24 protein-coding genes are annotated in these 23,388 nt (G+C 68.7%); 14 read left to right on the forward strand and 10 right to left on the reverse strand.

The features are described 5' to 3' along the window. Positions 1-522 precede the first annotated feature (522 nt). Together QQZ14_RS21300 and QQZ14_RS21305 are read left to right on the forward strand one after the other, a co-directional pair. On the forward strand, positions 523-930 hold the full coding sequence (locus tag QQZ14_RS21300) for a four-helix bundle copper-binding protein (protein ID WP_284536434.1): 408 nt from the start codon (positions 523-525) through the stop codon (positions 928-930). A 72-nt stretch (positions 931-1,002) separates the two neighbouring features. Continuing rightward, complete coding sequence (locus QQZ14_RS21305) at positions 1,003-1,737, forward strand: DUF305 domain-containing protein (protein WP_284536435.1); 735 nt, start codon at positions 1,003-1,005, stop codon at positions 1,735-1,737. Positions 1,738-1,793: 56 nt separating this feature from the next. Here QQZ14_RS21305 and QQZ14_RS21310 read toward each other — a convergent pair whose 3' ends face one another. The 9 genes from QQZ14_RS21310 to QQZ14_RS21350 all read right to left on the reverse strand — a co-directional run bounded on the left by QQZ14_RS21310 (position 1,794) and on the right by QQZ14_RS21350 (position 11,345). Further along, on the reverse strand, positions 1,794-4,277 hold the full coding sequence (locus QQZ14_RS21310) for a heavy metal translocating P-type ATPase (protein ID WP_284536436.1): 2,484 nt from the start codon (positions 4,275-4,277) through the stop codon (positions 1,794-1,796). Then, complete coding sequence (locus tag QQZ14_RS21315; RefSeq protein WP_284536437.1) at positions 4,274-6,619, reverse strand: heavy metal translocating P-type ATPase; 2,346 nt, start codon at positions 6,617-6,619, stop codon at positions 4,274-4,276. Before QQZ14_RS21315 ends, QQZ14_RS21310 begins: the two co-directional genes overlap by 4 nt. 53 nt (positions 6,620-6,672) lie before the next feature. Then, positions 6,673-6,888: a heavy-metal-associated domain-containing protein gene (locus QQZ14_RS21320; RefSeq protein WP_030485937.1), complete on the reverse strand. Its 216-nt coding sequence runs from the start codon at positions 6,886-6,888 to the stop codon at positions 6,673-6,675. 191 nt (positions 6,889-7,079) lie between these two features. Then, positions 7,080-7,364 (reverse strand): metal-sensitive transcriptional regulator, encoded by a 285-nt coding sequence (locus tag QQZ14_RS21325; RefSeq protein WP_135268761.1) that lies wholly within the window; start codon positions 7,362-7,364, stop codon positions 7,080-7,082. A 135-nt stretch (positions 7,365-7,499) separates the two neighbouring features. After that, complete coding sequence (locus QQZ14_RS21330; RefSeq protein ID WP_284536439.1) at positions 7,500-8,123, reverse strand: peroxiredoxin family protein; 624 nt, start codon at positions 8,121-8,123, stop codon at positions 7,500-7,502. 22 nt (positions 8,124-8,145) lie between these two features. Continuing rightward, positions 8,146-9,090, reverse strand: a complete 945-nt coding sequence (locus QQZ14_RS21335) for a cytochrome c biogenesis CcdA family protein (RefSeq protein WP_284536440.1) — start codon at positions 9,088-9,090, stop codon at positions 8,146-8,148. Continuing rightward, positions 9,083-9,409: a glutaredoxin gene (locus tag QQZ14_RS21340; RefSeq protein ID WP_121258938.1), complete on the reverse strand. Its 327-nt coding sequence runs from the start codon at positions 9,407-9,409 to the stop codon at positions 9,083-9,085. Before QQZ14_RS21340 ends, QQZ14_RS21335 begins: the two co-directional genes overlap by 8 nt. A 131-nt stretch (positions 9,410-9,540) precedes the next feature. Further along, on the reverse strand, positions 9,541-10,665 hold the full coding sequence (locus QQZ14_RS21345; protein ID WP_284536442.1) for a sensor histidine kinase: 1,125 nt from the start codon (positions 10,663-10,665) through the stop codon (positions 9,541-9,543). Continuing rightward, on the reverse strand, positions 10,662-11,345 hold the full coding sequence (locus QQZ14_RS21350) for a response regulator transcription factor (protein WP_284536443.1): 684 nt from the start codon (positions 11,343-11,345) through the stop codon (positions 10,662-10,664). The genes QQZ14_RS21345 and QQZ14_RS21350 overlap by 4 nt, the downstream gene beginning before the upstream one ends. Positions 11,346-11,582: 237 nt before the next feature. Here QQZ14_RS21350 and QQZ14_RS21355 point away from each other — a divergent pair, with 237 nt between their 5' ends. From QQZ14_RS21355 to QQZ14_RS21405, 11 genes are all read left to right on the forward strand, one after another. Then, entirely contained in the window at positions 11,583-11,828 is a 246-nt protein-coding gene (locus QQZ14_RS21355) for an SHOCT domain-containing protein (protein ID WP_206051916.1), read from the forward strand. A 63-nt stretch (positions 11,829-11,891) separates the two neighbouring features. Continuing rightward, positions 11,892-13,430, forward strand: coding sequence for a multicopper oxidase family protein (locus tag QQZ14_RS21360; RefSeq protein WP_284536444.1), 1,539 nt, complete (start codon positions 11,892-11,894; stop codon positions 13,428-13,430). A 2-nt stretch (positions 13,431-13,432) separates the two neighbouring features. Then, on the forward strand, positions 13,433-13,891 hold the full coding sequence (locus QQZ14_RS21365) for a hypothetical protein (protein WP_121258940.1): 459 nt from the start codon (positions 13,433-13,435) through the stop codon (positions 13,889-13,891). A gap of 42 nt (positions 13,892-13,933) precedes the next feature. Continuing rightward, on the forward strand, positions 13,934-14,578 hold the full coding sequence (locus tag QQZ14_RS21370; RefSeq protein WP_284536445.1) for a hypothetical protein: 645 nt from the start codon (positions 13,934-13,936) through the stop codon (positions 14,576-14,578). 11 nt (positions 14,579-14,589) lie between these two features. After that, positions 14,590-15,234 (forward strand): ATP/GTP-binding protein, encoded by a 645-nt coding sequence (locus QQZ14_RS21375; protein ID WP_284536446.1) that lies wholly within the window; start codon positions 14,590-14,592, stop codon positions 15,232-15,234. Between the two features lie 167 nt (positions 15,235-15,401). Further along, positions 15,402-15,647, forward strand: a complete 246-nt coding sequence (locus QQZ14_RS21380) for a YgaP-like transmembrane domain (protein ID WP_030485949.1) — start codon at positions 15,402-15,404, stop codon at positions 15,645-15,647. Continuing rightward, entirely contained in the window at positions 15,644-15,958 is a 315-nt protein-coding gene (locus QQZ14_RS21385) for a hypothetical protein (RefSeq protein WP_284536447.1), read from the forward strand. Before QQZ14_RS21380 ends, QQZ14_RS21385 begins: the two co-directional genes overlap by 4 nt. 41 nt (positions 15,959-15,999) lie before the next feature. Continuing rightward, positions 16,000-17,121: an ABC transporter permease gene (locus tag QQZ14_RS21390; RefSeq protein WP_284536448.1), complete on the forward strand. Its 1,122-nt coding sequence runs from the start codon at positions 16,000-16,002 to the stop codon at positions 17,119-17,121. 71 nt (positions 17,122-17,192) lie between these two features. Then, positions 17,193-18,290 (forward strand): ABC transporter permease, encoded by a 1,098-nt coding sequence (locus tag QQZ14_RS21395; protein ID WP_284536449.1) that lies wholly within the window; start codon positions 17,193-17,195, stop codon positions 18,288-18,290. Beyond that, on the forward strand, positions 18,287-19,231 hold the full coding sequence (locus tag QQZ14_RS21400; protein ID WP_284536450.1) for an ATP-binding cassette domain-containing protein: 945 nt from the start codon (positions 18,287-18,289) through the stop codon (positions 19,229-19,231). Before QQZ14_RS21395 ends, QQZ14_RS21400 begins: the two co-directional genes overlap by 4 nt. Positions 19,232-19,637: 406 nt before the next feature. Further along, on the forward strand, positions 19,638-20,861 hold the full coding sequence (locus QQZ14_RS21405; protein WP_284536451.1) for a YVTN family beta-propeller repeat protein: 1,224 nt from the start codon (positions 19,638-19,640) through the stop codon (positions 20,859-20,861). A 465-nt stretch (positions 20,862-21,326) separates the two neighbouring features. Here QQZ14_RS21405 and QQZ14_RS21410 read toward each other — a convergent pair whose 3' ends face one another. Then, entirely contained in the window at positions 21,327-22,205 is an 879-nt protein-coding gene (locus QQZ14_RS21410) for a DUF4062 domain-containing protein (protein WP_284536453.1), read from the reverse strand. 128 nt (positions 22,206-22,333) lie between these two features. On the opposite strand from QQZ14_RS21410, the gene QQZ14_RS21415 reads away from it, so the two are divergent. Then, positions 22,334-23,359, forward strand: coding sequence for a hypothetical protein (locus tag QQZ14_RS21415; protein WP_284536454.1), 1,026 nt, complete (start codon positions 22,334-22,336; stop codon positions 23,357-23,359). Positions 23,360-23,388: the final 29 nt, after the last annotated feature.

Genomic DNA, 23,388 nt, shown 5'->3' on the forward strand with positions numbered 1-23,388 from the left:
GAACGCTCGCCGGGTGTGTCCTGGCCGCTCTCTTCGTGCTCGCCGGTGCCTCAGGCGACAACCTGTTCGCCCGACACGTGGGCATGACCACGGTCGCGCCGGCGGGAGCCTCCGCCGCGACAGGAGAAGCCATGCAGGCGGCTTCCGTCGGGTCTGGCAGGGACGGCGAGGGTCTGCGCGACGCCGGCTCTGACCACGGGCCTGGTAGCGAGAACGGAAGTGCACAGCTCCTGCACCTGCTGGGCGCCTGTCTCTCCATCCTTGCCGTCGGCATTCTGCTGTTACGCCGGGGCGGAATGTGGCGTGAACCGACCCGCCTGCTCAGGGCATTGCCCTCGCGGCGGCTCCTCGTCGCCCACTGGAGGGCAACCGCCCGCGGAAGTCCCCCGCCCCTCTCGCCGCCACGCGCGTCTCCGGTGATCCGGACCTGAGGGCTCTGTGCAGCCTGCGACACCACCACGGTGCCCGCTGCTGCGCACTCGATAGCCCACAGGACCACATCACGACGATACGGAGAAGCTCATGACCAGCACGATCAGCGACATGATGAAGACCTACCCGGCGCAGATCAACACGGACCGCGAGCTCTTGGCGCAATGCGTAGAAGCATGCGTGGAGTGCGCTCAGGCGTGCACGGCGTGCGCCGACGCGTGCCTGAGCGAGGAAATGGTCGCCGAACTGACCAAGTGCATCCGCACGAACTCAGACTGCGCCGACATCTGCGAGGCCACTGGCCGGGTGCTGTCACGCCACACGGGCTACGACGCCAACATCACCCGCGCAGTGCTGCAGGCGTGCGCTCAAGCCTGCAGGTCCTGCGCGGAGGAGTGCGAGAAGCACGCCGAGATGCATGAGCACTGCCGCATCTGTGCCGAGGCGTGCCGCCGGTGCGAGGACGCCTGCAACCGCGTCCTGAGCGCCATCGGTTAACGCGGCCGCTTGGGATGACCGGATCCGAGAGGTTCGGTCATCCCATGCCGCCTGCACGCACCGACTTCGACCTTGAAGGACAACGAGATGAACCAGCGTCAGCAGAACGAACAGCAGCATGCCACCCACCCCGAGCCGGACGAACATTCCGAGCACAACAGCGACAACGGAGCTCACGACGGCAACTCCAGCGGACACCACGAGGCGAAGATGTATCTGCGTTTCGGACTGATGATCGCGACGTCGACTGTCGTCATGTTCGGGCTCACCTACACCAACGCGTTCAGCGCCGATCATGTCCGCTTCAGCGAGGAGCGCGTGTACATGGCACTCCTCATGGGCGCGGCGATGGCCCTCATCATGCTGGCGTTCATGTGGGGGATGATGTACCGGAACCGTGTGGTGAACGTCGGCATCGTCCTGGGCGCGATCGTGCTTGGCGGTACAGCTTTGTACCTGTCGCGCTCGCAGGTCCTCGTCGATGACGAGAGCTACATGAAGGCGATGATCCCCCACCACTCGATCGCCATCTTGACCAGCGAGAGAGCCGGAATCGAGGACGTCCGGGTCCGCGAGCTAGCGGACGGCATCGCGGCGACGCAGCGCAAGGAGATCAAGGAGATGGACTGGCTGGTCCAGGACATCGAGGAGAACGGACCGGCTACGACGAAGGAAGAAGCCGACGCACGACCCGTCCCCGATTTCCAAGGCTCGGCCTCGAGCCTCCAGGATGCTCAATGGAGTGCCCGAGAGTTCCTGCGGGCGCTCTTGGCCCTGCCACTGCCAAAGGAGCTGGGTCAGCAGTGACTACATGCGAGGGCTTGCCGGCACACAGTTCGACAAGCCCTCGCAGGGGATGAGTGTCAGCCCACGGGCTGAAGGCGTTCGTCTCTTACCGGCTCAGCATCCGCGGGCTGTGCAGGCAACCGCAGGCGCTTGAGCAGGAGCGCGTTGACCGCGACCAGGAAGCTGGACCCGGACATCGACAAGGCGGCAACCTCCGGTCGGAGCACCAGCCCGAAGGCGGGCTCGAACACGCCCGCCGCGATCGGTAGGGCGATCGCGTTGTAGCCCACCGCCCAGCCGAGGTTCTGGCGCATCTTGCGCAGCGTGCCCCGGCCGATCGTCAGCGCCACTGGGACGTCCAGCGGGTCGGACCGCATGAGCACGACGTCTGCAGCCTCGATCGCGACGTCAGTGCCCGCGCCCACGGCGATGCCGACATCGGCCTGTACCAGCGAGGGAGAGTCATTGACGCCGTCGCCCACCATCGCGACGGTGCGTCCCTGAGCCTGCAGCTGCTGGACCTGGTGCGCCTTGTCCTCGGGCAGCACCTCGGCGATGACGTCGTCGATCCCCAGCTCCTCGGCGATCCGCTCGGCCGTTGCCCGGTTGTCACCGGTCAGCATGGCCACCCTGATGCCCGCCTGGTGGAGCGCGGCGATAGCCGCGGCGGAGGTCTCACGGACCGCGTCGGCAATGCCGATCACGGCGACGGCTCGGCCGTCGACGGCGACGAACACCGCTGTGCGGCCTCCGGAGGCGATCTCGTCGCGCCGCGCGCCTAGTTCGCCGATCGTGACGCCTTCGGACTCCATCAGGCGTCGGTTGCCGATGGCGACCTGGTGGCCGTCGACCTCGGCGAGGGCGCCGATGCCGGTGACGTTGCGGAAGCGGGTGGCGCGCAGCCGCGGGACGTCGGTGGCGTCGACGTATCGCACGACGGCGTCTGCGAGCGGGTGCTCGGACTCGCGTTCGAGTGCGCCGGCGAGGGCCAGCACCCGGTCGTGATCGAAGTCGTCGACCACCACCTCGGTGACCTCGGGCTCTCCCTTGGTGAGGGTGCCGGTCTTGTCGAACACGACGGTGTCGATGCGGGCGGAGGACTCGATCGCGGTGGCGTTCTTGAACAGGATTCCGCGCTTCGCCCCGAGACCGGAGCCGACCATGATCGCTGTCGGCGTGGCCAGACCGAGGGCGTCGGGGCAGGTGATGACGACGACGGTGATGGCGAACAGCAGGGCGGTCTGCACGCTGGCGCCTGCCGCGAGCCAGACCAGGAAGGTGCCGACTCCTCCGACGAGGGCGACGAGGACCAGCCAGAACGCGGCCTTGTCGGCGAGCCGCTGTCCGGGGGCCTTGGAGTTCTGCGCCTGCTGCACCAGGGCGACGATCTGGGCCAGGGCGGTGTCGGAGCCCACCTTGGTGGCGCGCACTCGAAGCGTGCCGCTGGCGTTGACGGTGGCGCCGATGACCTGGTCGCCCGGCGCCTTGTGCACCGGGAGGCTCTCGCCGGTGACCATGGACTCGTCGACTTCGGACTCGCCTTCTTCCACGGTGCCGTCGGTGGCGATCTTCGCGCCGGGGCGAACCAGGAGCAGGTCGTCGACCTGGACCTCAGAGGTGGGGACCTCGACGGGTTCACCCGCGCGGAGCACGACCGCCATCGGCGGGGCCAGGTCCAACAAGGTGCGGATGGCGTCGTTGGCACCGCCTCGGGCCCGCATCTCGAACCAGTGGCCGAGCAGCACGAATGCGGTGAGCATCACCGCGGCCTCGTAGAAGACCTCGCCGCCGCCGGTGATAGTGACCCCGAGGGAATAGAGCCAACCGGCGCCGACGGCCACGGCCACCAGCACCATCATGTCCAGGGTCCGGGCCCGCAGGGCCCGCCAGGCGCCGTCGAAGAAGATCCACGCGGAGTAGAAGATGACAGGCAGCGACAGGATCAGGGTGAAGATGTCGTCGCGCATGCCGAACGGGGCGGCGGCGTCGAAGCCGAGCATGTCGCGCCCCATCGGCGAGTACAGCGAGACGGGTACGGCAAGCAGCACGGCGACCAGGAACCGGTTGCGCATGTCGCGGACCATGTCGGCCATCGACATCTCCCCGTGACCGCCGTGACCCATCGCGTCGTGCGGTGACGAGACGGGCGACTCCGGACCGGTAGCTCCGGCGTGACCGTGATGCCCGGCGTGCGCGTCATGTGCGCCGTCCGTGCCCCGCCGAGCGTGGTCGACGGGGTGGTCATGACCTGGTTCGAGCATGGGGTCGCACACGTGGCTGGGAACGGACTGTCCCGCGCAGTGGAAGCCGCACTCGCGGACCCAGTCCCGCAGCTCACTGATGCTGGTGCGCTTCGGGTCGTAGGTGACGGTGGCGGTCTGCGCGACCGGGTTGGCGTCCACGGAGATCACGCCCGGCTGACGGGACAGCACGGCCTCGGCGACGTTCTTGCTGGTCGCCCATTGAACGCCGGAGACCTCGAGGACAGCGGTGGCGGCGCCGTCACGGTGCGCGTCCGCGTCGTGGTCGTGGCGGCCGCTGGGGTGCTGGTGCGTGGTCATCGTCCTGCCTCCACCTTGGAAGGGTTGGTCCTGGTCGAGTCGTGATCCAGGTGCGGTGTCTCGGTTGATTGCGTGGAGACCGCCTGGAACCGGCGAAGCCGCAGGCTGTTGGACACCACGAACACCGAGGAGAACGCCATCGCGGCGCCGGCGATCAGCGGGTTGAGCAAGCCGAGCGCGGCCAGGGGCAGTGCCGCGACGTTGTAGGCGAAGGCCCAGAACAGGTTGCCCTTGATCGTGCGCAAGGTGCGCCGGGACAGCCGGATCGCGTCGACGGCGGCGCGGAGATCGCCGCGGACCAGGGTGAGGTCGGAGGCCTCGATGGCGACGTCGGTGCCGGTGCCCATAGCGATCCCCAGGTGCGAGGTGGCCAGGGCGGCGGCGTCGTTCACGCCGTCTCCCACCATGGCGACGGTGCGGCCCTCGCGTTGCAGGCGTTCGACGACGGCCACCTTGTCGGCCGGGAGGACCTCGGCGATGACTTCCGCGATGCCGACCTCTGCGGCGACGGCCCGGGCGGCGCGTTCGTTGTCGCCGGTGAGCAGCACCGGCTCCAGCCCCAGCTCCTTCAGCTCGGCCACGGCCTGGGCGCTGGTGGGCTTGATCGCATCCGAGACCACGACCACACCGCGCGCCGATCCGTCCCAGCCGGCGGCGATCACGGTCCGGCCTTGCTGCTCGGCGGTGTCGATCACCTGCGTCAGGTGCGCGTCCAGTGGCTGGCTCCACTCTCCGGCGAGCCAGGAGGGTCGACCCGCCACGACCGCGTGGCCGTCGACCACCCCGGCGACCCCGAGGCCTTGCGTCGAGGTGAACCCCTCGACGTCGGGCAGCTGCCTGTCTACTCGTTGGCTGGCCCCGGTGGCGATGGCCTGACCGATCGGATGTTCCGAGGCGTTCTCGAGGGCCCCGACCAGTCGGAGCAGGTCAGCAGGGTCGACGCCGTCGGCGGGGACGACCTCGACCAGCTCCATGCGCCCGGTGGTCACGGTGCCGGTCTTGTCCAGGACGATGGTGTCGACCACCCGGGTGGACTCGAGCACCTCGGGGCCCTTGATGAGTACGCCGAGCTGGGCGCCGCGGCCGGTGCCGACGAGCAGGGCGGTGGGCGTGGCCAGCCCGAGGGCGCAGGGGCAGGCGATGATCAGGACCGCCACTGCGGCGGTGAACGCCGCGGTGACACTGTGGCCGCTCAGCAGCCACCCGGCGAGCGTGGCCAGGGAGAGGGCGATGACGATGGGGACGAAGACTGCCGAGACTCGGTCGGCGAGGCGTTGGACTTCGGCCTTGCCGTTCTGGGCGTCCTCGACCAGGCGGGCCATCTGGGCCAGCTGGGTGTCGGCTCCGACGCGGGTGGCCCGGACGACGAGGCGACCGCCGGCGTTGACGGTGGCACCGACGACGGAGTCGCCGGGCCCGACCTCGACGGGCACCGGCTCTCCGGTGAGCATGGAGGCGTCGACGGCCGACGTGCCGTCCTCGACGACACCGTCGGTGGCGACCTTCTCCCCCGGACGCACGATGAACCGGTCCCCGACCGCCAGCTGGCTCACGGGCACGCGCACCTCTGCGCCGTCACGGAGGACGGCGACGTCCTTGGCGCCCATGTCGAGCAGGGCGCGCAACGCCGCACCGGACTGGCGCTTGGCGCGGGCCTCGAAGTAGCGGCCCGCGATGATGAAGGTGGTGACCGCGGCCGCCACTTCGAGGTAGATGTGGACGTCCGCCTCGCCGTCTGGGAAGAGGTCGAACGGCATCCGCATCCCGGTCATCCCGGCGTGGGTGAACAGCAGTGCCCACAGCGACCACAGCCAGGCGGCGGTGACGCCGACCGAGATCAGGGTGTCCATGGTGGCGGCGCCGTGGCGGGCGTTGGTCACCGCGGCTCGGTGGAACGGCCAGGCACCCCAGACAACGACGGGTGAGGCCAGGGTCAGCGAGATCCACTGCCAGTTGTCGAACTGCAGCGCCGGGATCATCGACATGGCCAGCACCGGCACCGTCAGCACGGCCGATACCACCAGGCGCTGCCACCACCCCGCGGCCTCGCGGTCCCGATCGTCCGGCTCGGTGGTGGCCACGCCCTCGTCACCGCTGGGCGCCCGGGCCGGCACAGTCGCGGTGTAGCCGGTGGCCTCCACCACCGTGACGAGGTCGTCGGGGCTGAGGTTTGTCGGGTAGCTGACCTTGGCCTTCTCGGTGGCGTAGTTGACCGTGGCGGTGACGCCGTCGAGCTTGTTCAGCTTCTTCTCGATCCGCGCGGCGCAGGAGGCGCACGTCATCCCAACGATGGCGAGCTCGATGTCGTTGACGGTGTCGGACGCGGTGGTCTGCTGGGTCATGACTGTGCCTCCTGGGGGATGGATCGCGCTTCGGACGTGAGGGGCCTGGCCCGTCAGGCGAGGTGGTAGTCGCCGGCCTCGTCGAGGGCTGCGGCGACCTGCGCCCGATCGAGGGGCTGGGCGCTGGTCACGGTGACCGACGAGGTCCCGCCGGCGACGAGGTCGACGGAGACGTCGCTGACGCCGTCCAGGCTCTTGAGCTCGCTGGTGACGGCGCTGGCGCAGTGGCCGCAGGTCATCCCCGTCACGTCGTAGCTGGTCGTGGTCATTTCGTTTCCCTTCGTTGCGGCGGTGGCGGTCGATTCGATGGTGGTGCCGGTGGAACTACCGGTCTCGGTGTTGGCGCCGCAGCCGCATCCTCCGCAGCCGCAGCCACCGCCGTTCGGGGGGCTGTCGGCCAACTGGAGTTCGTGGCTGGTGTGTGGGGCGGGCATGGGTGCTCCTTGGTTGGTCGGGTCGGTCATGAGCGGACGAGTCGTCGGATCGCTGCGGAGGCCTCGTTGAGCTTCTGTTGGGCCTCGGCGGGGTCGGTGGCGTGGGTCAGGCAGTGCTCGAGGTGCTGGTCGAGGAGAACGAGCGCCACGCCTTCGAGGGCCTTCGTCGCCGCCGAGACCTGGGTGAGGATGTCGATGCAGTACTGCTCCTCGTCCACCAGGCGCTGCAGGCCGCGAATCTGGCCCTCGATGCGGCGCAGCCGGGTCAGCACTGCCTGCTTCTCGGTGATGTATCCCGGTTCGACTGCCATCGCGACCCTCCTCTGCCTGTACCCGAACGGGGTGTCTGGCTTCGGACTTGACTATACCCCCATGGGGTACCACCACAAGGTGGTCGGAGAGGCCTTCATCGAACCTTCATCGAGGTCGGTACTCTGCCTCGGTGGTCAGGCGCTGAGGTTGCTGCGGACCTCGTCGAGCAGGTCCTGGGGCGCCAGCCACATGGAGGGGTATTCGCCGTACCAGCGCTGTCGGCCCTGCCTGTCGATGAGCACGAAGCTGTGCCCGGGCAGTCCGGCATGCATGCCTTTGCCGAGGGTTCCGTAGGCCTCGGAGACCGTGCCGTCGTCGAGCAGGAACGGTGTGGTGACTCCGTTGGCGGTCATGTCGGCGGTGATCTGCTCGCGGGTGTTCATCACGATCGGCAGCACGGTGACCTCGAGCTTCTCGAAGGCTGCCGCTTGCTTCTCGATCTCGCCCATCTGGACGATGCAGGACTGACACCCGGCGCCCTCGGAGAAGTACAGGAGCACGTTCTCGCCGCGGTGTTGAGCCAGGGTGTGTTCGGAGCCGCCGGTGTCGGTGAGGGTGAATTCGGGGGCGGTGCGGATCGCGTCGGAGGACTCGGGGCGCGAGGTGAGCATCATGGCTGTCACCGCGGCGACCAGAGCCAATGCACTGGCCGTGCCGATCATGATGCGCAGGCGGCGACGACGACCGGATGCCCGCGCGGCCTGTTCCGCGCGCTGACGGCGTTCGTTACGGGATTGCTCGGCGGCCTTGTGCGACATGATGTTTCCTCCAGGGTCCGGGTCAGCTGTGGTTGTCGGGGTGGGCGCCGACGCCCGGGCCGTGGCAGGCGGGATGCTCGTCGGGGTCCGCGTCGGTCGATGCGTCCGGTCGGTGTCGGTCTCGGAGGGTGGCGATGACGAAGACTGCGGCGAGGGCCAGCACGGCGAGTCCGAGCACGGGCTCGGGGACCGGGTCGGTCCAGGTCTCGATGCGGGCGAAGACCTCGGACAGCCCCTTGCCGATGGAGACCTGGAATCCGGGGCCACCGGTCATCTGGCCGGTGTTGGCCAGGTAGATGACGAAGCCACCCATCACAGCGAACGCGACGGCGACCGCGATGTTGATGGTGTTGGTGGCCAGCACCTTGCCGGCCAGCCGCAGCCGGACCGGCCTGGCCTGCAGGAAGCGCCGCTCGCCGAGCCGGAAGCGGTCCCAGAGCAGGGCCATCACGAACAGCGGGAACACCATGCCGAAGGTGTAGGCCAGTCCCAGCGTCACTCCGCCGACGGCGGAACCGGACAGGGCGGACAGGGTCATCACCCCGGCGAGCACCGGGGCGCAGCAGGAGCTGGCGATTCCGGAGAAGACGCCGAGGGCGAAGAAGCTGGCCGAGTCCCCGCGAGTGGTGTCGGGGGCTCGCAGGAAGGACGGCAGGCTGACCATCCGACCGGACAGGCTGAGCCCCGCCAACGCGAGCATCAATGCTCCGCCGGCGTAGTACAGCGGTGCGTGGTAGTTCGCGATGGTCGAGGCCACCAGGCTCATGCCGAGCGTGATCGGCACGAGCACGAGCGCGAGGCCGGCGGCGAACACGAAGGTCAGCGGCAGCAGTCGCCACCGCCGGTTCTTCACGGCCACCGCCAGATAGGACGGGGCGAGGAAGACGATGCAACACGGTGCGAACAGGGCGACGCCTCCGGCGAAGAACGCGGCGAGGACCGAGCCGGTTGTCAGCAGGTCACCCATGGTTGGCCCCCCTCGTCGCGGAGGCGGTGCTCGGTGCGTCGCCGTACCTGCTCTTGAGGAGCTTCTCCAGCTTGCGTCGTGGCAGGCGTCCGCTGCTGAAGAAGGTGCCGTCGAGGAGGACCAGGGGGCTCATCGGCGCGCGGTGGCGTGCCATCAGCGCCTGCCCGGCCTCGCTGCGCACAGCTAGGGTGTCGACCGCGAGCGGGTAGCTGGCTGCCAGCGTCGCAAGCGCCCGGTGCGCGTCCTCGCAGAAGTGGCAGGCCTCGCTGTCCACGACGGTGATCCGGAGCGGCTTGAATGCCGGCGTGGGTGATGACATGGCTTCCCCTCGTGCGCGCTGGTTCGACACGGTCCAGCGTCGACGGGGTGCTCGGGGAAAAGTGGCGAGGTTGTGTGAAGGTTCGCTGAAGATGCCCGGCGGTTGGCCCCGGATGTCCGGGCCCGAAGGCCCTACCGGAGGCCGGGTAGCCGTACCGTGAACGTGGCCCCATGCCCGGGTCCGGCGCTGGTCACCGAGATGCCGCCGCCATGTGCCTCGACGAGGGCGCGGGCGATGGCCAGCCCGATGCCTGAGCCGCCATGGCCACGGTCGCGGGCGGAGTCGGCACGGTAGAACCGGTCGAACAGGTGCGGCAGGTGCTCGGGCGCCACCCCCTGGCCGGTGTCGGCGACGCGGTACTCCACCCACTGGTCGATCCGGCGGCAGCCCAGGGTCACGGTCCCGCCCGCCGGAGTGTGGCGCAGGGCGTTGTCGAGCAGGTTGCCGAGCACCTGTCCGAACCGGTCGGCGTCGACGCGGACCTGGCCGGCATCGGCGAGCTCGGTGCGCAGGTCTACCCCCTTGGCGGCGTACCGGTCGCGGGCGACGTCGGCGGCCGCGGCAGCCACGTCAGCGGCGGCCATCGGTCGCAGCGTCACGTCGATCCCCTCCTCTGCCTGGGAGACTGCGGACATGTCCTCGGCGAGGCGCCGCAGGCGGCCCGTCGAGCCGCGGATCACCCCGAGCGTGTCGTCGTCCAGGGCTCGGATGCCGTCCTCGACGGCCTCGAGGTGCGCGTCGATCGTGGCCAGGGGCGTGCGCATCTCGTGGGCCAGGTCGGCCAGCATGCTGCGTCGAGTCGACTCGGTCGCTTCGAGCCTCTCCGCGAGGCGGTTGTAGGTCAGTGCGAGGGAGGCGAACTCGCCGCCCAGTCCCGGGTCGGGCACCCGGGCGTCGTACCGTCCGGCGGCGATGTCCGCTGCGGCGGCGGCCACGTTGCCGATCGAGCGCTGCACCCGGCGGCTGAAGTACCACGAGACCGCCAACGCCGCGAGGACCGAGGCGAGCAGCGCCAGAGAGACCGAAAGGACCAGCGCCGAGGCGAAGGCCTCCTCCACGTGACGAGTCTCCTCGGCGGTGTGGGTGTCGCCGGCCTGCTGGAGGTGGTCGCTGAAGATGCTGGGTCCGACGACGGAGGCGACCAGCCAGGTGGTCAGGGCCCCGGCCACCAGCACCAGGGCCTGGGCGACCAGGAGCCGAGTGGCGAACCGTGGCCGGGCACGGACCGTGTCCGCCAGGAGTGGGGGGCTGGTCACTGCCCTGTGCCCATCCGGTAGCCGACACCGCGGACGGTCCGGATGAATCGGGCCTGAGTGGCGTCGTCGTCCAGCTTGCGGCGCAGGTGGCCGACGTGGACGTCGACCAGGTGCTCGTCACCGACCCACGAGGGTCCCCAGACGGCGTCGATGAGCTGGCGGCGGCTGAACGCCATCCTGGGTCGCTCGGACAGGGCGGCGAGGAGGTCGAACTCGGTGCGCGTGAGCGCCACTGGTTCGCCGTCGAGCCATACGTCGCGTCCCAGCGGGTCGATGACCAGGGCACCGAAGGTGCGAGCGCCTTCGAGGGCATCGGACGCCGTTCCCAGTGGACGGGGCCTGCGGAGCATGGCCTGGATCCGGGCCATCAGGATTCGGGGGCTGAACGGTTTGGTCAGGTAGTCGTCGGCTCCCACCGAGAGCCCGATGAGCGTGTCGATCTCTTCGCTGCGTGCGGTCAGCATCACCACGTAGGCGTCGGAGAAGGTGCGCAGCTGCCGACAGACCTCCACCCCGTCCAGGCTGGGCAGGCCCAGGTCCAGCACGACGACGTCCGGGTCGACGGCGCGGGCGGCCTCCACCGCCTCGAGCCCGTCATGAACCACCGCCACCTCGAAGCCGTCGCGCTCGAGGTAGCTGCCGATGAGTCCGGCCAGCTGCGTCTCGTCTTCGACCACCATCGCCCGGAGACCGGTTCGGGGGCGGCCACCCGCGGTACCCCCTGCCGGTGAGCCGGCCTTCTCGTCCATGACGTCCTCGCCCATACCCGCCATGGTCTCAGTCCGCTGCCCGGCCAGCCGTAGGTCAGCACCGGCGAGGGCGGGTTCTTCAGCGAACCTTCACATGAACGCGACCGGGACACAGTGGTGCCCGGGCAATCGTGGGAGTCACCAAGCCAAGCGAAGGAGCTGAGGACGATGATGGGCTGGTACCACGACGGCATGGGTTGGGGCGGTTGGATCATCATGACCGTGGCCATGGTCGCGTTCTGGGCGTTGGTGGTCTTTGCCGTTCTCGCCCTGTTCCGCACGCAGCGCCCCGGTGGGTCCACCCCGGACCGCCGCGACCCGATGCAGATCCTCGACGAGCGGTTCGCCCGAGGCGAGATCGACGAAGACGAGTACCACGCCCGCAGCAGTGTGCTGCGTGCCTCGGTGCACTAGCCGCTCGCCCCTTCCCGCCTCGCACATCTCGCCTCTCGCCGAACCTGAGTCAGGAGCCCCCACTTGTCCGAGATCACTCGTCGCGCCGTCCTTCGCGGGGCCGCCGGGCTCGCAGGCGTGGCCGCCCTCGGCGGCCTCGCCGCTTGCAATCGGTCCACTGGCACAGCGGTCGGGCCCGCCGCCGACGCGGTAGCAGCGGCGGAGGCGGCGCGCCGGAAGCCCGGAGCTCGGGTGGTCACCGCGCGCCTCACGGCCCAGCCGGTGACCCTCGACCTGGGTGGCCAGACCGTGAGCACGTGGGCGTACGGCGACACCGCGCCGGGACCGCTGCTCCGCGTCGACGCCGGAGACGTGCTCCGGGTCGACGTCGCCAACCAGCTCCCGGACGCCACGAGCGTGCACTGGCACGGCCTCGCACTGCGCAACGACATGGACGGCGTGCCCGGACTCACCCAAGATCCGATCGCCGCGGGAGAGACGTTCCGATACGAGTTCACCGCACCCCACCCGGGCACGTACTTCTACCACCCGCACTCCGGAGTTCAGCTGGACCGCGGCCTGTACGGCATCCTGATCGTCGACGACCCTCAGGAGCCCGGTGAGTACGACGCCGAGTGGATCGTCGTCCTGGACGACTGGGTCGACGGAACGGGTCGCACCCCGGACCAGGTCCTTTCCGACCTGCAGCAAGCCGGCGGCGACGACTCCATGGGCGGCATGCACGACATGGGCGGTATGGGCATGGAGGGGATGGACCACGGCTCGATGGGCTCTATGGGTGGGATGGAGGCCATGCGGTCGCCCCTGCTCGGTGGTGCCGGGGATATCACCTACCCGTACTACCTGCTCAACGGCCGGACAGCCGCCGATCCGGCGACGCTGTCGGCGAAGCCGGGTCAACGCGTTCGGATCCGCTTCGTCAACGCCGGCTCGGACACGGCGTTCCGGGTCGCCGTCGGTGGGCACCGCATGACCGTCACGCACAGCGACGGCTTCCCCGTCGTGCCGGTGCCCATCGACGCGCTACTGATCGGGATGGGCGAGCGCTTCGACGCCACCGTCACCATCGGCGACGGCGTGTTCGCGCTGGTTGCCTCGGCCGAGGGCAAACAGGGCCAGGCGCTGGCCGTGATCCGCACCGGCGCCGGTCGCCCGCCCACGGCTGACGTCAAGGTCCGCGAACTGTCGGGCAAGGTACTACTCGGCACGGCGCTGTCGGCGGTCGAGTCGGCCCGCCTGGACCGACGGTCGGCCGACCGAACCCACGACCTGGTCCTGGGCGGCACCATGGCGCCCTACCGCTGGACCATCAACGGCAAGACCTTCCCCGACACCGACCCGTTGCGGTTGATTCAGGGTGAGCGGGTCCGGCTGCGCTTCGTCAACCAGTCGATGATGTTCCACCCCATGCACGTGCACGGCCACACCTTCGCGCTGAGGAGCGGCGGAGCCCGCAAGGACACGGTCATCGTGCGCCCCATGGCGACCCTCGACGTCGACCTCGAAGCCGACAACCCAGGACAGTGGGCGACCCACTGCCACAACATCTACCACGCCGAGACCGGCATGATGACCACGCTTTCCTACCAGGCACAGGAGTGACGATGTCCGACCACCACGCTGCCGCCGGGGAGGTAGCGGACGACCGCCTCGACGAGTCCCGCGCCGAAAGCACCCCCAACCAGACTTCGCAGAGGCGGGGCGTCCTGGCCACCGCTTGGAGTGCGGTGACCGCTGTGGTGGGCGGCATCATGGGCCTGCTTCCCCACCTGCTGCACCACGTCGGGCTCCTCGGAGGAGCGGTACTGGTGACCGGCGCCACCGGCAACGTCCTGTTCGCCGTACTGGGATTGGTGTTCTCTCTGCCCCTGCTTCGGCGCCTCTACCGGCGCTTCGGCTCCTGGAAGGCCCCCGCCCTCGCTCTGGGCGTGTTCGCGCTGATGTTCTCGCTCTCGGCGTTCGTCATCGGCCCGGCCATCAGCAACGACGATCCGAGTCCGGACCGGGACCGCACCCCCGTGCAGACCCCCGACCCTGACGAGCACGAGGGCCACCACGACTGACGAGCCCTCACGACAACGGCACGAGTCACCGAGGAGGTCCCCATGGACACCGCAGTGGCCCTGGTGCAGGCCTATCTGCACGTCAATGGCTACTTCACCGTCGTCGAGCACCCGGTCCTGGAGAGTCTGCGTGCCGGCCAGGTGCGCACCGTCACCGATCTCGACGTCCTGGCCTATCGCCTTCCCGGTGCCGGCCACGACCTGATCCACCGGCGCTCAGGAACCGTGCCCCAGCGCCTGAGCTCCGAGGTCGACCCGGCCCTCGGCGCGCCGACTGGCCGAGCCGACATGATCGTCGGCGAGGTCAAAGAAGGTCGTGCGCGACTGAACCCGGCTCTGCGCGACCCGGCGACACTAGAGGTCGCGCTCGCGCGGTTCGGGTGCTGCCCCGCCCAGGAGGCCCGAGAAGTCTCGCGTCGGTTGCTCGACCATGGCCGCGCAGCCACCAGGGCCGGCCATGAGATCCGGGTGGTGGCCTTCGGCGGCACACCGGGCCAGGTAGAACCTCACAATCCGTGGACAACCGTGCCCATGAACCACGTCGTGGAGTACCTCCAGGCCTATCTCCACGCACACTGGCAGGTGCTGCGCCACGCGCAGATCCACGACGAGGGACTCGCTGTCCTCGCGCTGATGGAGAAGTGGGGGCTCGGCCACAACGCTGCGGATCGCCTCCCCGTCCCGTAAGGAGGCGCGTCATGGCCGAGTGCGAGTGCGACCACCCACATGTACCCCGCCGGGTTGTGCTCACCGGCGGGCCGGGTGCGGGCAAGACGGCCGTCCTAGAACTCGTACGCCGCTCGCTGTGCCGACACGTCAAGATCCTGCCGGAATCGGCAGGAATCGTCTTCGGTGGCGGGTTCCCGCGCGACGACGACGCGGAATGTCGACGCGCGGCGCAACGGGCGATCCTCCACGTTCAGAAGGAACTCGAGGCGACCGGGGACGCCCACAATCCGGCATTCGTGCTGTGCGACCGCGGCACAGTCGACGGGCTCGCGTACTGGCCCGGGCCACCGGGCGACTTCTGGACCTCGACGGCCACCACGATGGACACCGAGCTGCATCGGTACGACACAGTGCTGCATCTACGCACGCCCACCGCGGACCAGGGCTACAACCACCAGAACCCGCTGCGGACCGAGACGGCCCTCCGTGCGGCTGATGTCGACGCCCGCATCCTGGAGGCCTGGCAGCGCCACCCCCATCGCCACGTCATCCCATCCACCGGCGACTTCCTCGAGAAGGCGACCCGAACCCTGGACCTGCTGCGAGAAGAGCTCCCTGCCTGCTGCGCCAGCCACCTGGACCTCAACGCCGCACCCACCCTCCCTCCCACCTGACATGTGGCCGCCGCGGTGACTCGCCGCCCTTCAGCCCCTCCGAGCACTTCGACGCCACGTGGTTCTTCAGCGAACCTTCACAAGACGGCGCCGGTCACCTTCACCGCGCGGCGAGACCCTCGAAGTGGACCGAGGAGACCAGCGGTCCACCGAAGTTGGAGGAAGTCATGAGTAACCGTTGGAGCATCAACATCACCCCCGCCGAACGCGTCGCTCGCGTCGCCATCGGCGGTCTCGCCGCGATCGCCGGCGCGTTCCTGCTGGGCGGCGCCGCCTCCACCTTGGCGGTCGTCCTCGAGCTGCTACTCGTACTGGCAGGCCTCGACCTGGTCGTCACCGGAGCGCTCGGACACTGCCCGCTCTACGCCAAGCTCGGCCACGTGCCCGCATCCCTGAAGGGTAGGACGTCATGAGCACCCCGAACGGCATGGACCGCGAATCCCTCCGCGACTCCCAGCAATGGCCCTACCAGCCAGAGTCCTCGACACCCACCGAGCCCCACCACGCCGGACAGGAGCCCGACGGCGGCGCCCACGGAGCGCACGGTGGTCATGGGCTGATGATGATCGTCTGCTGCATCCCCATGCTCGCCATCGCCGGCCTGCTCTTCCTCACCGGCGTAGCAGGTTCCGGCATCATCGTCACCGCCCTGCTGTGCACCGCGATGATGGCGGCCATGATGTTCGCCATGCCCGGCGGGCACGGCGGTCACGGCCACAAGTAGCACGAACGTCGAGCCACGCTCGGCAAACGGAAGTGAGCCACATGAAGGCCAGGCTTGAAGCCTCGGTCCCGGTCACCCGCCGGTTTCTCACGACGCGTCCGTTCCGCACCGCCGCCGGAGCCGCCGGGATCGGGCTCGCCCTGATGCTCATGCTGCTGCTGGCCGGACTCTGGGTCGGCGTCCAGGACCGCGTCACCACCTACGACGACCACCTCGGTGCCGACCTGGTCGTCGTCCCGGCCGGAACGCGCAACCTCTTCGCCGACCCCGGCGCTCTGCCGGCGCCGGCCGTGGACGCCATCGCCCAGGCCCCTGGCGTGACACGAGCCGCGCCGCTGCGCACCATGTATCAGATCCTCGAGCTGTCGCACGGCAAGGCTGCCGTGGCCGCGGTCGCCTACGAACCCGGCAGCGGGCTGGGTGGCCCCTGGGCCTTCACCGATGGCCGTGCCCCCGAAGCCCCCGACGAGGTGGCCATCGATGCCTTGTGGGCCGAACAACACGACTTCGCCATCGGCGATCGGCTGCCCATTCTCGGACACCCGATGCGGGTGGTCGGCCTCACCGACGACACCGCACTGTTCATGACCCCGCTGCTGTTCACCACCACGGCCGGGATGGACCAGATGCTGCGGGCTACCGGCACCACCGGAGCGGTGCTGGTCACGACCGCGGACCCCGATGCCGTAGCAGCGCAGCTGCGTGACGAGGGGTACACCGTGCGCACTCCTGCCGAACTGCGGGAGGCGTCCCTGCGACTGGCGACCGACATCTACGGCTCGCCGGTACGGCTCATGGTGGGCGTGGCCTTCGCAGCCGGCACCCTGATCGTCGCGCTCGTGGCCTACACCCGAGTCACCGAACAACAGCGGGACCTGGGCATCCTCAAGGCCCTCGGCGCCACGCCCGGCCGGCTTCGCCGAATCGCGGTGACCGAGACCGTGGCACTGACGGTGCTCGGCACACTGGCCGCGATCGTCCTGCTGATCATCACCCGGGAAGTCCTCGCCTGGTGGCGACCCGCATTCCCGGTGCTGCTCACCCCCGGCACCATCGCCCAGACCGCCGCCGCAGCGGTCACGATGGCACTACTCGCCGCATGGCTACCGGCACGCCGACTCAACCGGCTCGACGCAGCTTCCGCATTCCGGAGCGGACGATGACCACCACCACGCAACCAACTCCGCCGCGATCCGATCACCCACGACGCGCCCTCGCGACAGGAGCCGTGCCCGTGGGGCGCCGCTTCCTGTTCGCCGACCGCCGCCGCGCCACGCTGACCGTCCTCGGCGTGGCCGCCTCCCTGCTACTGGTCCTCGTCCTCGGCGGCATCTTCGCCGGAGCCGTCGACCGCGTCACCTACTACATCCGCACCTCCCCGGCCGACGTGTTCGTCTCCCAGGCCGGGGTCCGCACCATGCACATGTCCGCCTCGACGCTCCCCGCGGACACCCCCGAGCGCGTCGCCGACATACCGGGAGTTGCCTGGGCCGCACCGATCGCGTTCGCCTCCGGCTCGGTAGCCGGACCACAGGGCCGGCAGCTGTCCTACCTCATCGGCTACGACACCCGCACCGGCCGGGGCGGCCCCACACGCCTCGTGGCCGGCCGCACACCGGCCGCCGGCGAGGCCGTCCTGGACGAGCAGGCAGCCAAACAGCTCGGAGTCCAGGTCGGCGACCAGTTCACGGTCATGGGCACGTCCCTGCGCGCTGTCGGCTTCTCCACCGGTGGCAGCAGCATCACCAACACCACCGTCTTCGTCGAGCTCAGCGAGTTCGGCCGGATCCACGACGGCCTCGTTTCGTACGTCCTCACCGGGCTGGACCCAGGCGCCGACCCAGAAGCGGTCACGGACCGGATCGAGGCCGAAGTCGGTGGCGTCACGGCCCAGACCCGCGAGCAGTTCGCCGACTCCGAAGCCCGCATCGTCACCGATATGAGCGCTGACCTGCTCCGGCTGATGTCCTCCATCGGGCTCGTCATCGCGCTCGCCGTCATCGCCCTGGGACTGATGACGGCCACCTTGAACAGGCTGCGGGACTTCGCCGTCCTTAAGGCCCTCGGCGCCCGCACACCTCGGCTCGCCGCGGCCGTGGCCATGCAGGTCCTGCTCACCGTCGTACTCGCCTCCAGCGTCGCCACCACAGCCGCGCTGACACTGGCGTGGTTGCTACCACTCGCCGCTCCAGCATTCCAGATCTCCATCACCACCACCGCCGTCGCACAGACCGCCACCACAGCGCTCCTGGTCGGCCTCATCGCCGCCCTGTGGCCGCTGCGCCGCATTGCCGCGCTCGACGCGGCAACCGCCTTCCGGGAGACACGATGAATACCAACGCCCACACCACCTCCGGTACCGCCCCGGTCCCCGACCCAGTGCTCCGGTCACCGGGCGACAACACGCACCACGGTGAATCGACCAGGCCCGGGGTGCTGACCGTTCGAGGGCTCACGAAGACGTACGGGGCAGGCGACACAACCGTGGATGCCGTGCGAGCAGTCGACCTCGACCTCGCCGCCGGCGAAGTGCTCCTCGTGATGGGACCGTCCGGATCGGGCAAGACCACCTTGCTGCTGATGCTCGGCGCACTGCTGCGTCCGAGCGCAGGCTTCATCACCGTCACCAGCCGTGACGGCGTCGACGTGGACATCGCCGCGGCGCGTGAGAAGGAGCTCCCTGTGCTGCGGTCGCGCACCTTCGGGTTCATCTTCCAGGACTACGCCCTGCTCGACGCCCTCACCGCCACCGAGAACATCGCCGTTGCCGCCAATTTCGCCGGCACCACCGGCGCCCCTGCACTCCAGAGAGCCAGTGATCTGCTCGAGCGCGTTGGCCTTGCCCAGCGCGCAGCGGCGCGGCCCTCCCAGATGTCCGGCGGTGAACAACAGCGCGTCTCAGTCGCACGCGCGCTCGCCAACGATCCACCCGTTCTGCTCGCGGACGAACCCACCGCCAACCTCGACGCCTCCCGGGGTCGAGACCTCGCCCGGCTGCTGCGTCAGCTCGCCGACGAGGACGCCCGCTCGATCGTCATCGTGAGCCACGACGATCGACTCCGAGAGATCGCCGACCGCGTGCTCTGGTTGGAGGACGGGCAATTCCGCCACGTCGCCGCGCTTGCCGTCGATCCCGTCTGCCGCATGCAGGTCGAGCCTAACGGACCCCACGCGAGCTGGCGCGGCGAGCAGTGGTGGTTCTGCTCTGACGCCTGCCGACGGGAATTTGTCACCCAGCCCGACCGATTCACCCCACGGCCGGCCTCCAACTAGGCAGTGCTGCCACAGGGTCGGCAGTCGTCGTACTCCAGGCACGTCAGCGATCCCACGCGCGACACCAGCCAGTCTGTGGTCAGTCCCGGACCCGGCCCCAGCTCCAGGACAGCCGCCCGCTCGAGGGAGATGCCGTCCAACGCCCACGGCAGCAGCGCTCTCACATGAGCGCGCCAAGGCCGGGATCGGCAAGAGGCGATGGATGAGGTCCACCGTCGAGTCCTTCCTTCATGCATGCGGGTGGCGTCCCACCTCGATCTGACTATCCGGATCGGCCACTGTCCAGCCACGTGATCGGCCTTCATCGGTTCTTCACCGAAACCACCGGCGATCCGTCCGGGTCAAGCGGCGAACGTGATGGCGCGGTCCCCACCGGGCCGACTTCGTCTATACGAAAGGCTCGCCCATGAGCTCAACATCCGACACCGGTCCCGATGCGGCTTCTGCGCAGCTCCCGAAGGATCGGCACGAGTGGAGCCGGCGCATGCGCGTCGTTGCTCTCTCTGCCGGTGCGTTGGCCGTGCTCGCCGTGGCGGGTGGCCTGGCGGTCCTCAACGGCAATGACGATCGCGCCGACGAGGACCCGACGGCGGCCACTCTCGCCGGCCACCGCGGCATGGTGGAGGGCACCGTCTGGATCGCCAACGAGGGCGGCGGATCGCTCACGGCGATCGACGCCGCCACCAACCGGATCGTGACCACAGTCGCCGGCGTCGAAGGGCCACACAACGTCCAAGTGTCTCCCGACGGCGCTTCGGTGTGGACGGTGAGTGGCCACGACGGATACGCCGCCATGCTGTCCGCCGAAAGCCTGGACCTGCACGGCGTGGTTCCGACCGGCTCGGCGCCAGCCCATGTCGTGGTCTCCCCGGACGGGGCCACCGCGTACACCACCAACGGCGCAGACGACACTGTCTCCGTCATTGACGCGTCCACGATGAAGGCCACCGAGACCATCAAGGTGGGCCAGGGCCCGCACGGCCTCCGACCCAGCCCGGACGGCCGCTGGCTTGTCGTGGCGAACGTCGCCGACACCACGCTCAGCGTCATCGACACTCGGACCAACCAGCTCGTCACAGACATCGAAGTCGGGAAGGCCCCCGCGCAAGTCGCCTTCTCCCCCGACGGCCGGTTCGTCTACGCCTCCCTGAACGGCGAGGACGCCGTTGCGAAGGTCGACATGACGACGCGCAAGCTGGTCGGCACGGTCGCAGTCGGAGACGGCCCCATTCAGACGTACGTTAGCGGCGACAACCGCTACCTCCTCGTCGCCAACCAGGGCACGGAAGACTCGCCCGGGACCACGGTCTCGGTGATCGACACCAAGACGTTCACCGTGACCGCAACCGTCGAGACCGGGCAGGGCTCCCACGGCGTCGTCGTCGACCCCTCGAGCCAGCACGCCTACGTCACCAACATCTACGGGGACGACGTCGCCGTCCTGGACCTTCAGGAGCTCAAGGTCGTGACCCGGATCCCTGTCGGTGACAAGCCCAACGGCGTGAGCTTCTCCCCGCTCCCGAACGACGCCGAAGACGGCAGCGTCACGCTCGACCTTCCCGCGGATCCCGAAGCGCCCGCCGACGAGATCGAAATCGATCACGGAGACGGTCACGAGGACGGTCACTGATCTTCTGGAAGGCGACGGCGCCTCAGTGCGGCTGACTCAGAGCCAGGCATCGGGGTGGACATCGCCCGCCATCACCGCACCGTTCGCCACTCTGGGCGAGCATTCCCCCGAGTTTTTGGGTCATCAATCCGCGACATAAGCAAAAACGGTTCAAAATGCGAGCGCCCTCTGACCTGCGTTTCCGCAGGTCAGAGGGCCACTTTGTTGTAGCGGGGGCAGGATTTGAACCTGCGACCTCTGGGCAAGATCGGAGGCCCGTCCCGGACTACATGAGACTTCGGGTCCCTCTGGGAAACCTCGGGTTGTTGAGGAGGTTCCTCATCGGACGGCTTCCAGAGTATCGGAACGTCTCGGAACAACTGCCCGCCGTTCCCGATGACCTTCTGATGACCGGCCGAATCCCGCCCCACTACGATCGACTGGGGCCCTCGCATTGGTCCTACTGCATTGGCGCCCGCTGGCGGATCAGACGAACGAGATCGTGTGCGAGGACGATCTCGGCTCGCCGCCTTCGCTCCAGTCAAACGTGATGGTCGCGATATTCGATGTCCCCATGTGCGTGAGTACCGGAATCGCGATCTGGCCGCCGTCGGCGGCAAGGGTGATCGGCCCCAAGTCGTGGAGCAGTTGAGGCGCCTCCAGACCTTCGTCCCCAGCCGGCTCGAGTGTGAAGGTGACGTCGGCGGCCTCGGTATCGCCGGTGTTGGTGACGACTAGGCGCTGGCGCCGGGTTTGCATCCGCCCCTGCTTATTCGGCTCCCGCGTGTACTCGTAGGTGGCTCGTAGGGCAGCGCCACGTCGTGAGGAGTTCGGCCCCCCGGCCGGCGGAGTGATGTCGAGCTGCTCAATGTCCGACTCGATAGCGCGGCGAACCTGGTCCTTCAGCGAGCCGGGCGTGTCGAACGATCCGTACAGGCCGAGCTTCTCGATCTCCCGCTTGAATTCCTCGAGCGTCGCGAGCGCCTCGGGGTTCACATGCTCCCGGTTGATTGGCATCGTTGAGAAGTAGACGTGGACGCGTTTGCCAGCATCTTTGGCGCGATGAAGCTCCTCGGCGGTTCCGGATGCGTAACGAGGAGTCGCTCGGCCAAGTTTGGCGTGGAAGATCCCAATGACAACGTCAGCCTGATCGACCAGTTGGCGATTGATCACCGATTGACCGTCCTCCCCCGTCAACTCGGGAACGGCGTTGGTCTCCCAACGTCGAGGAAGCAGCACCACCCCGGCCGCAGCAGCCCGGTCCCCGTTCCACTCGTGAAGAGCTACCTCGACGGCATCGCGGAGCTCAGCCGTATCGGACGGTGAGGCGATCAGGACGCGAACGACGTTGGCTGCGAAGGTCACATGCCCGACGCTACCGGGACACTCCCGCAGGAGGTGGCGCAATCCGCCTCGGTCCTGCGCCACCAGATTGCGTAGCAACCCGGGAGCGTCGCCCCGTAACTGTCGAACCCCTGGCCTACTGTCCCCCCATGCACGAGGAGCGGCCCATTTATCGACTGAATGAGGAGTTCTACTCGGGCCACGCCCCGAGCACCTACTTCCGCGACCGGCTAACGTTGTTGGCTCTCCGAGCGGCCAGGTCTGATGCCCTGGCGGCTGCGGCCGGGGAAGGGATCCTCTGGGGCCAACTCTGGATTGCGAGCGACGACGAGGCCGACGCGGACAGCCCGGAAGACTACGAGGACGCCGCTCATATGCGGTTCGTCGCCACTGAGTCCCAGGTCTTGTTTCATCACACGGTCGAGGCGCTGCTGCGGATGATGCTGGCCCACGAAGGCTGGCCGGAGTGCCCGTGGCTGCGGATAGCCGCACAGAAGGACCCCGGCACCTTCCGGGACGCCGTCGCCGAACTCGCGAAGTCGGCTTGGCCAGAAGAACGGATCGATCGAGTTGCTCAGGTCTTCATGGGCGGCGTGCCGGATGAGCCGGCACCAGAATGGATCGAGCATCGCGACGACGCGATTCGTCTCATCCGCATACTCGCGGCTCGGCTCAACGAGCAGAGCGCCCTCTATAACGCCGCAAAGCATGGTCTGACGATGATCGGCGGGTCTGCCGCGCTACACATCGTCCCCGCGGCACACGGTTCCGATGAGCCGGATTTCGATCCGGCAGCGCCCTCCGCCCGAATCATCAACGAGCGCGGGGTCGTGGGCGCCAATGGCATCAGCGCCGTCTACCTGGAGCGGGAAGGCAAGGCGAGAACGGGGTATACGTGGCACCACGTCACCCGCTGGTTCAGTCCCGAGGAAGCCGCGCTCCTCACGCACACGGCATTGATCCTCATGGACGCGTTGTGGACGGTCGCTAAGGTCCGCTACCTGAATCACGCGGCACCCGATCGGATGCGATGGATCAACCCCGACGTATTCGAGGCCCTCAGCAAGATCAAGCGCGGCGGCCCGGTACAGACGTGGCGTCGACAGGTTGCGACCGAGACGGTCGCTCGCTCCGGAACTGACGATGACCGAAAGGGCTCGCCGGCTACGAACTGAGCGACTTGCTAGACGACGCGTGGTCTTGC

Origin of the sequence: Nocardioides sp. T2.26MG-1 (assembly GCF_950101795.1) — a bacterium.
Lineage (GTDB): Bacteria > Actinomycetota > Actinomycetes > Propionibacteriales > Nocardioidaceae > Nocardioides.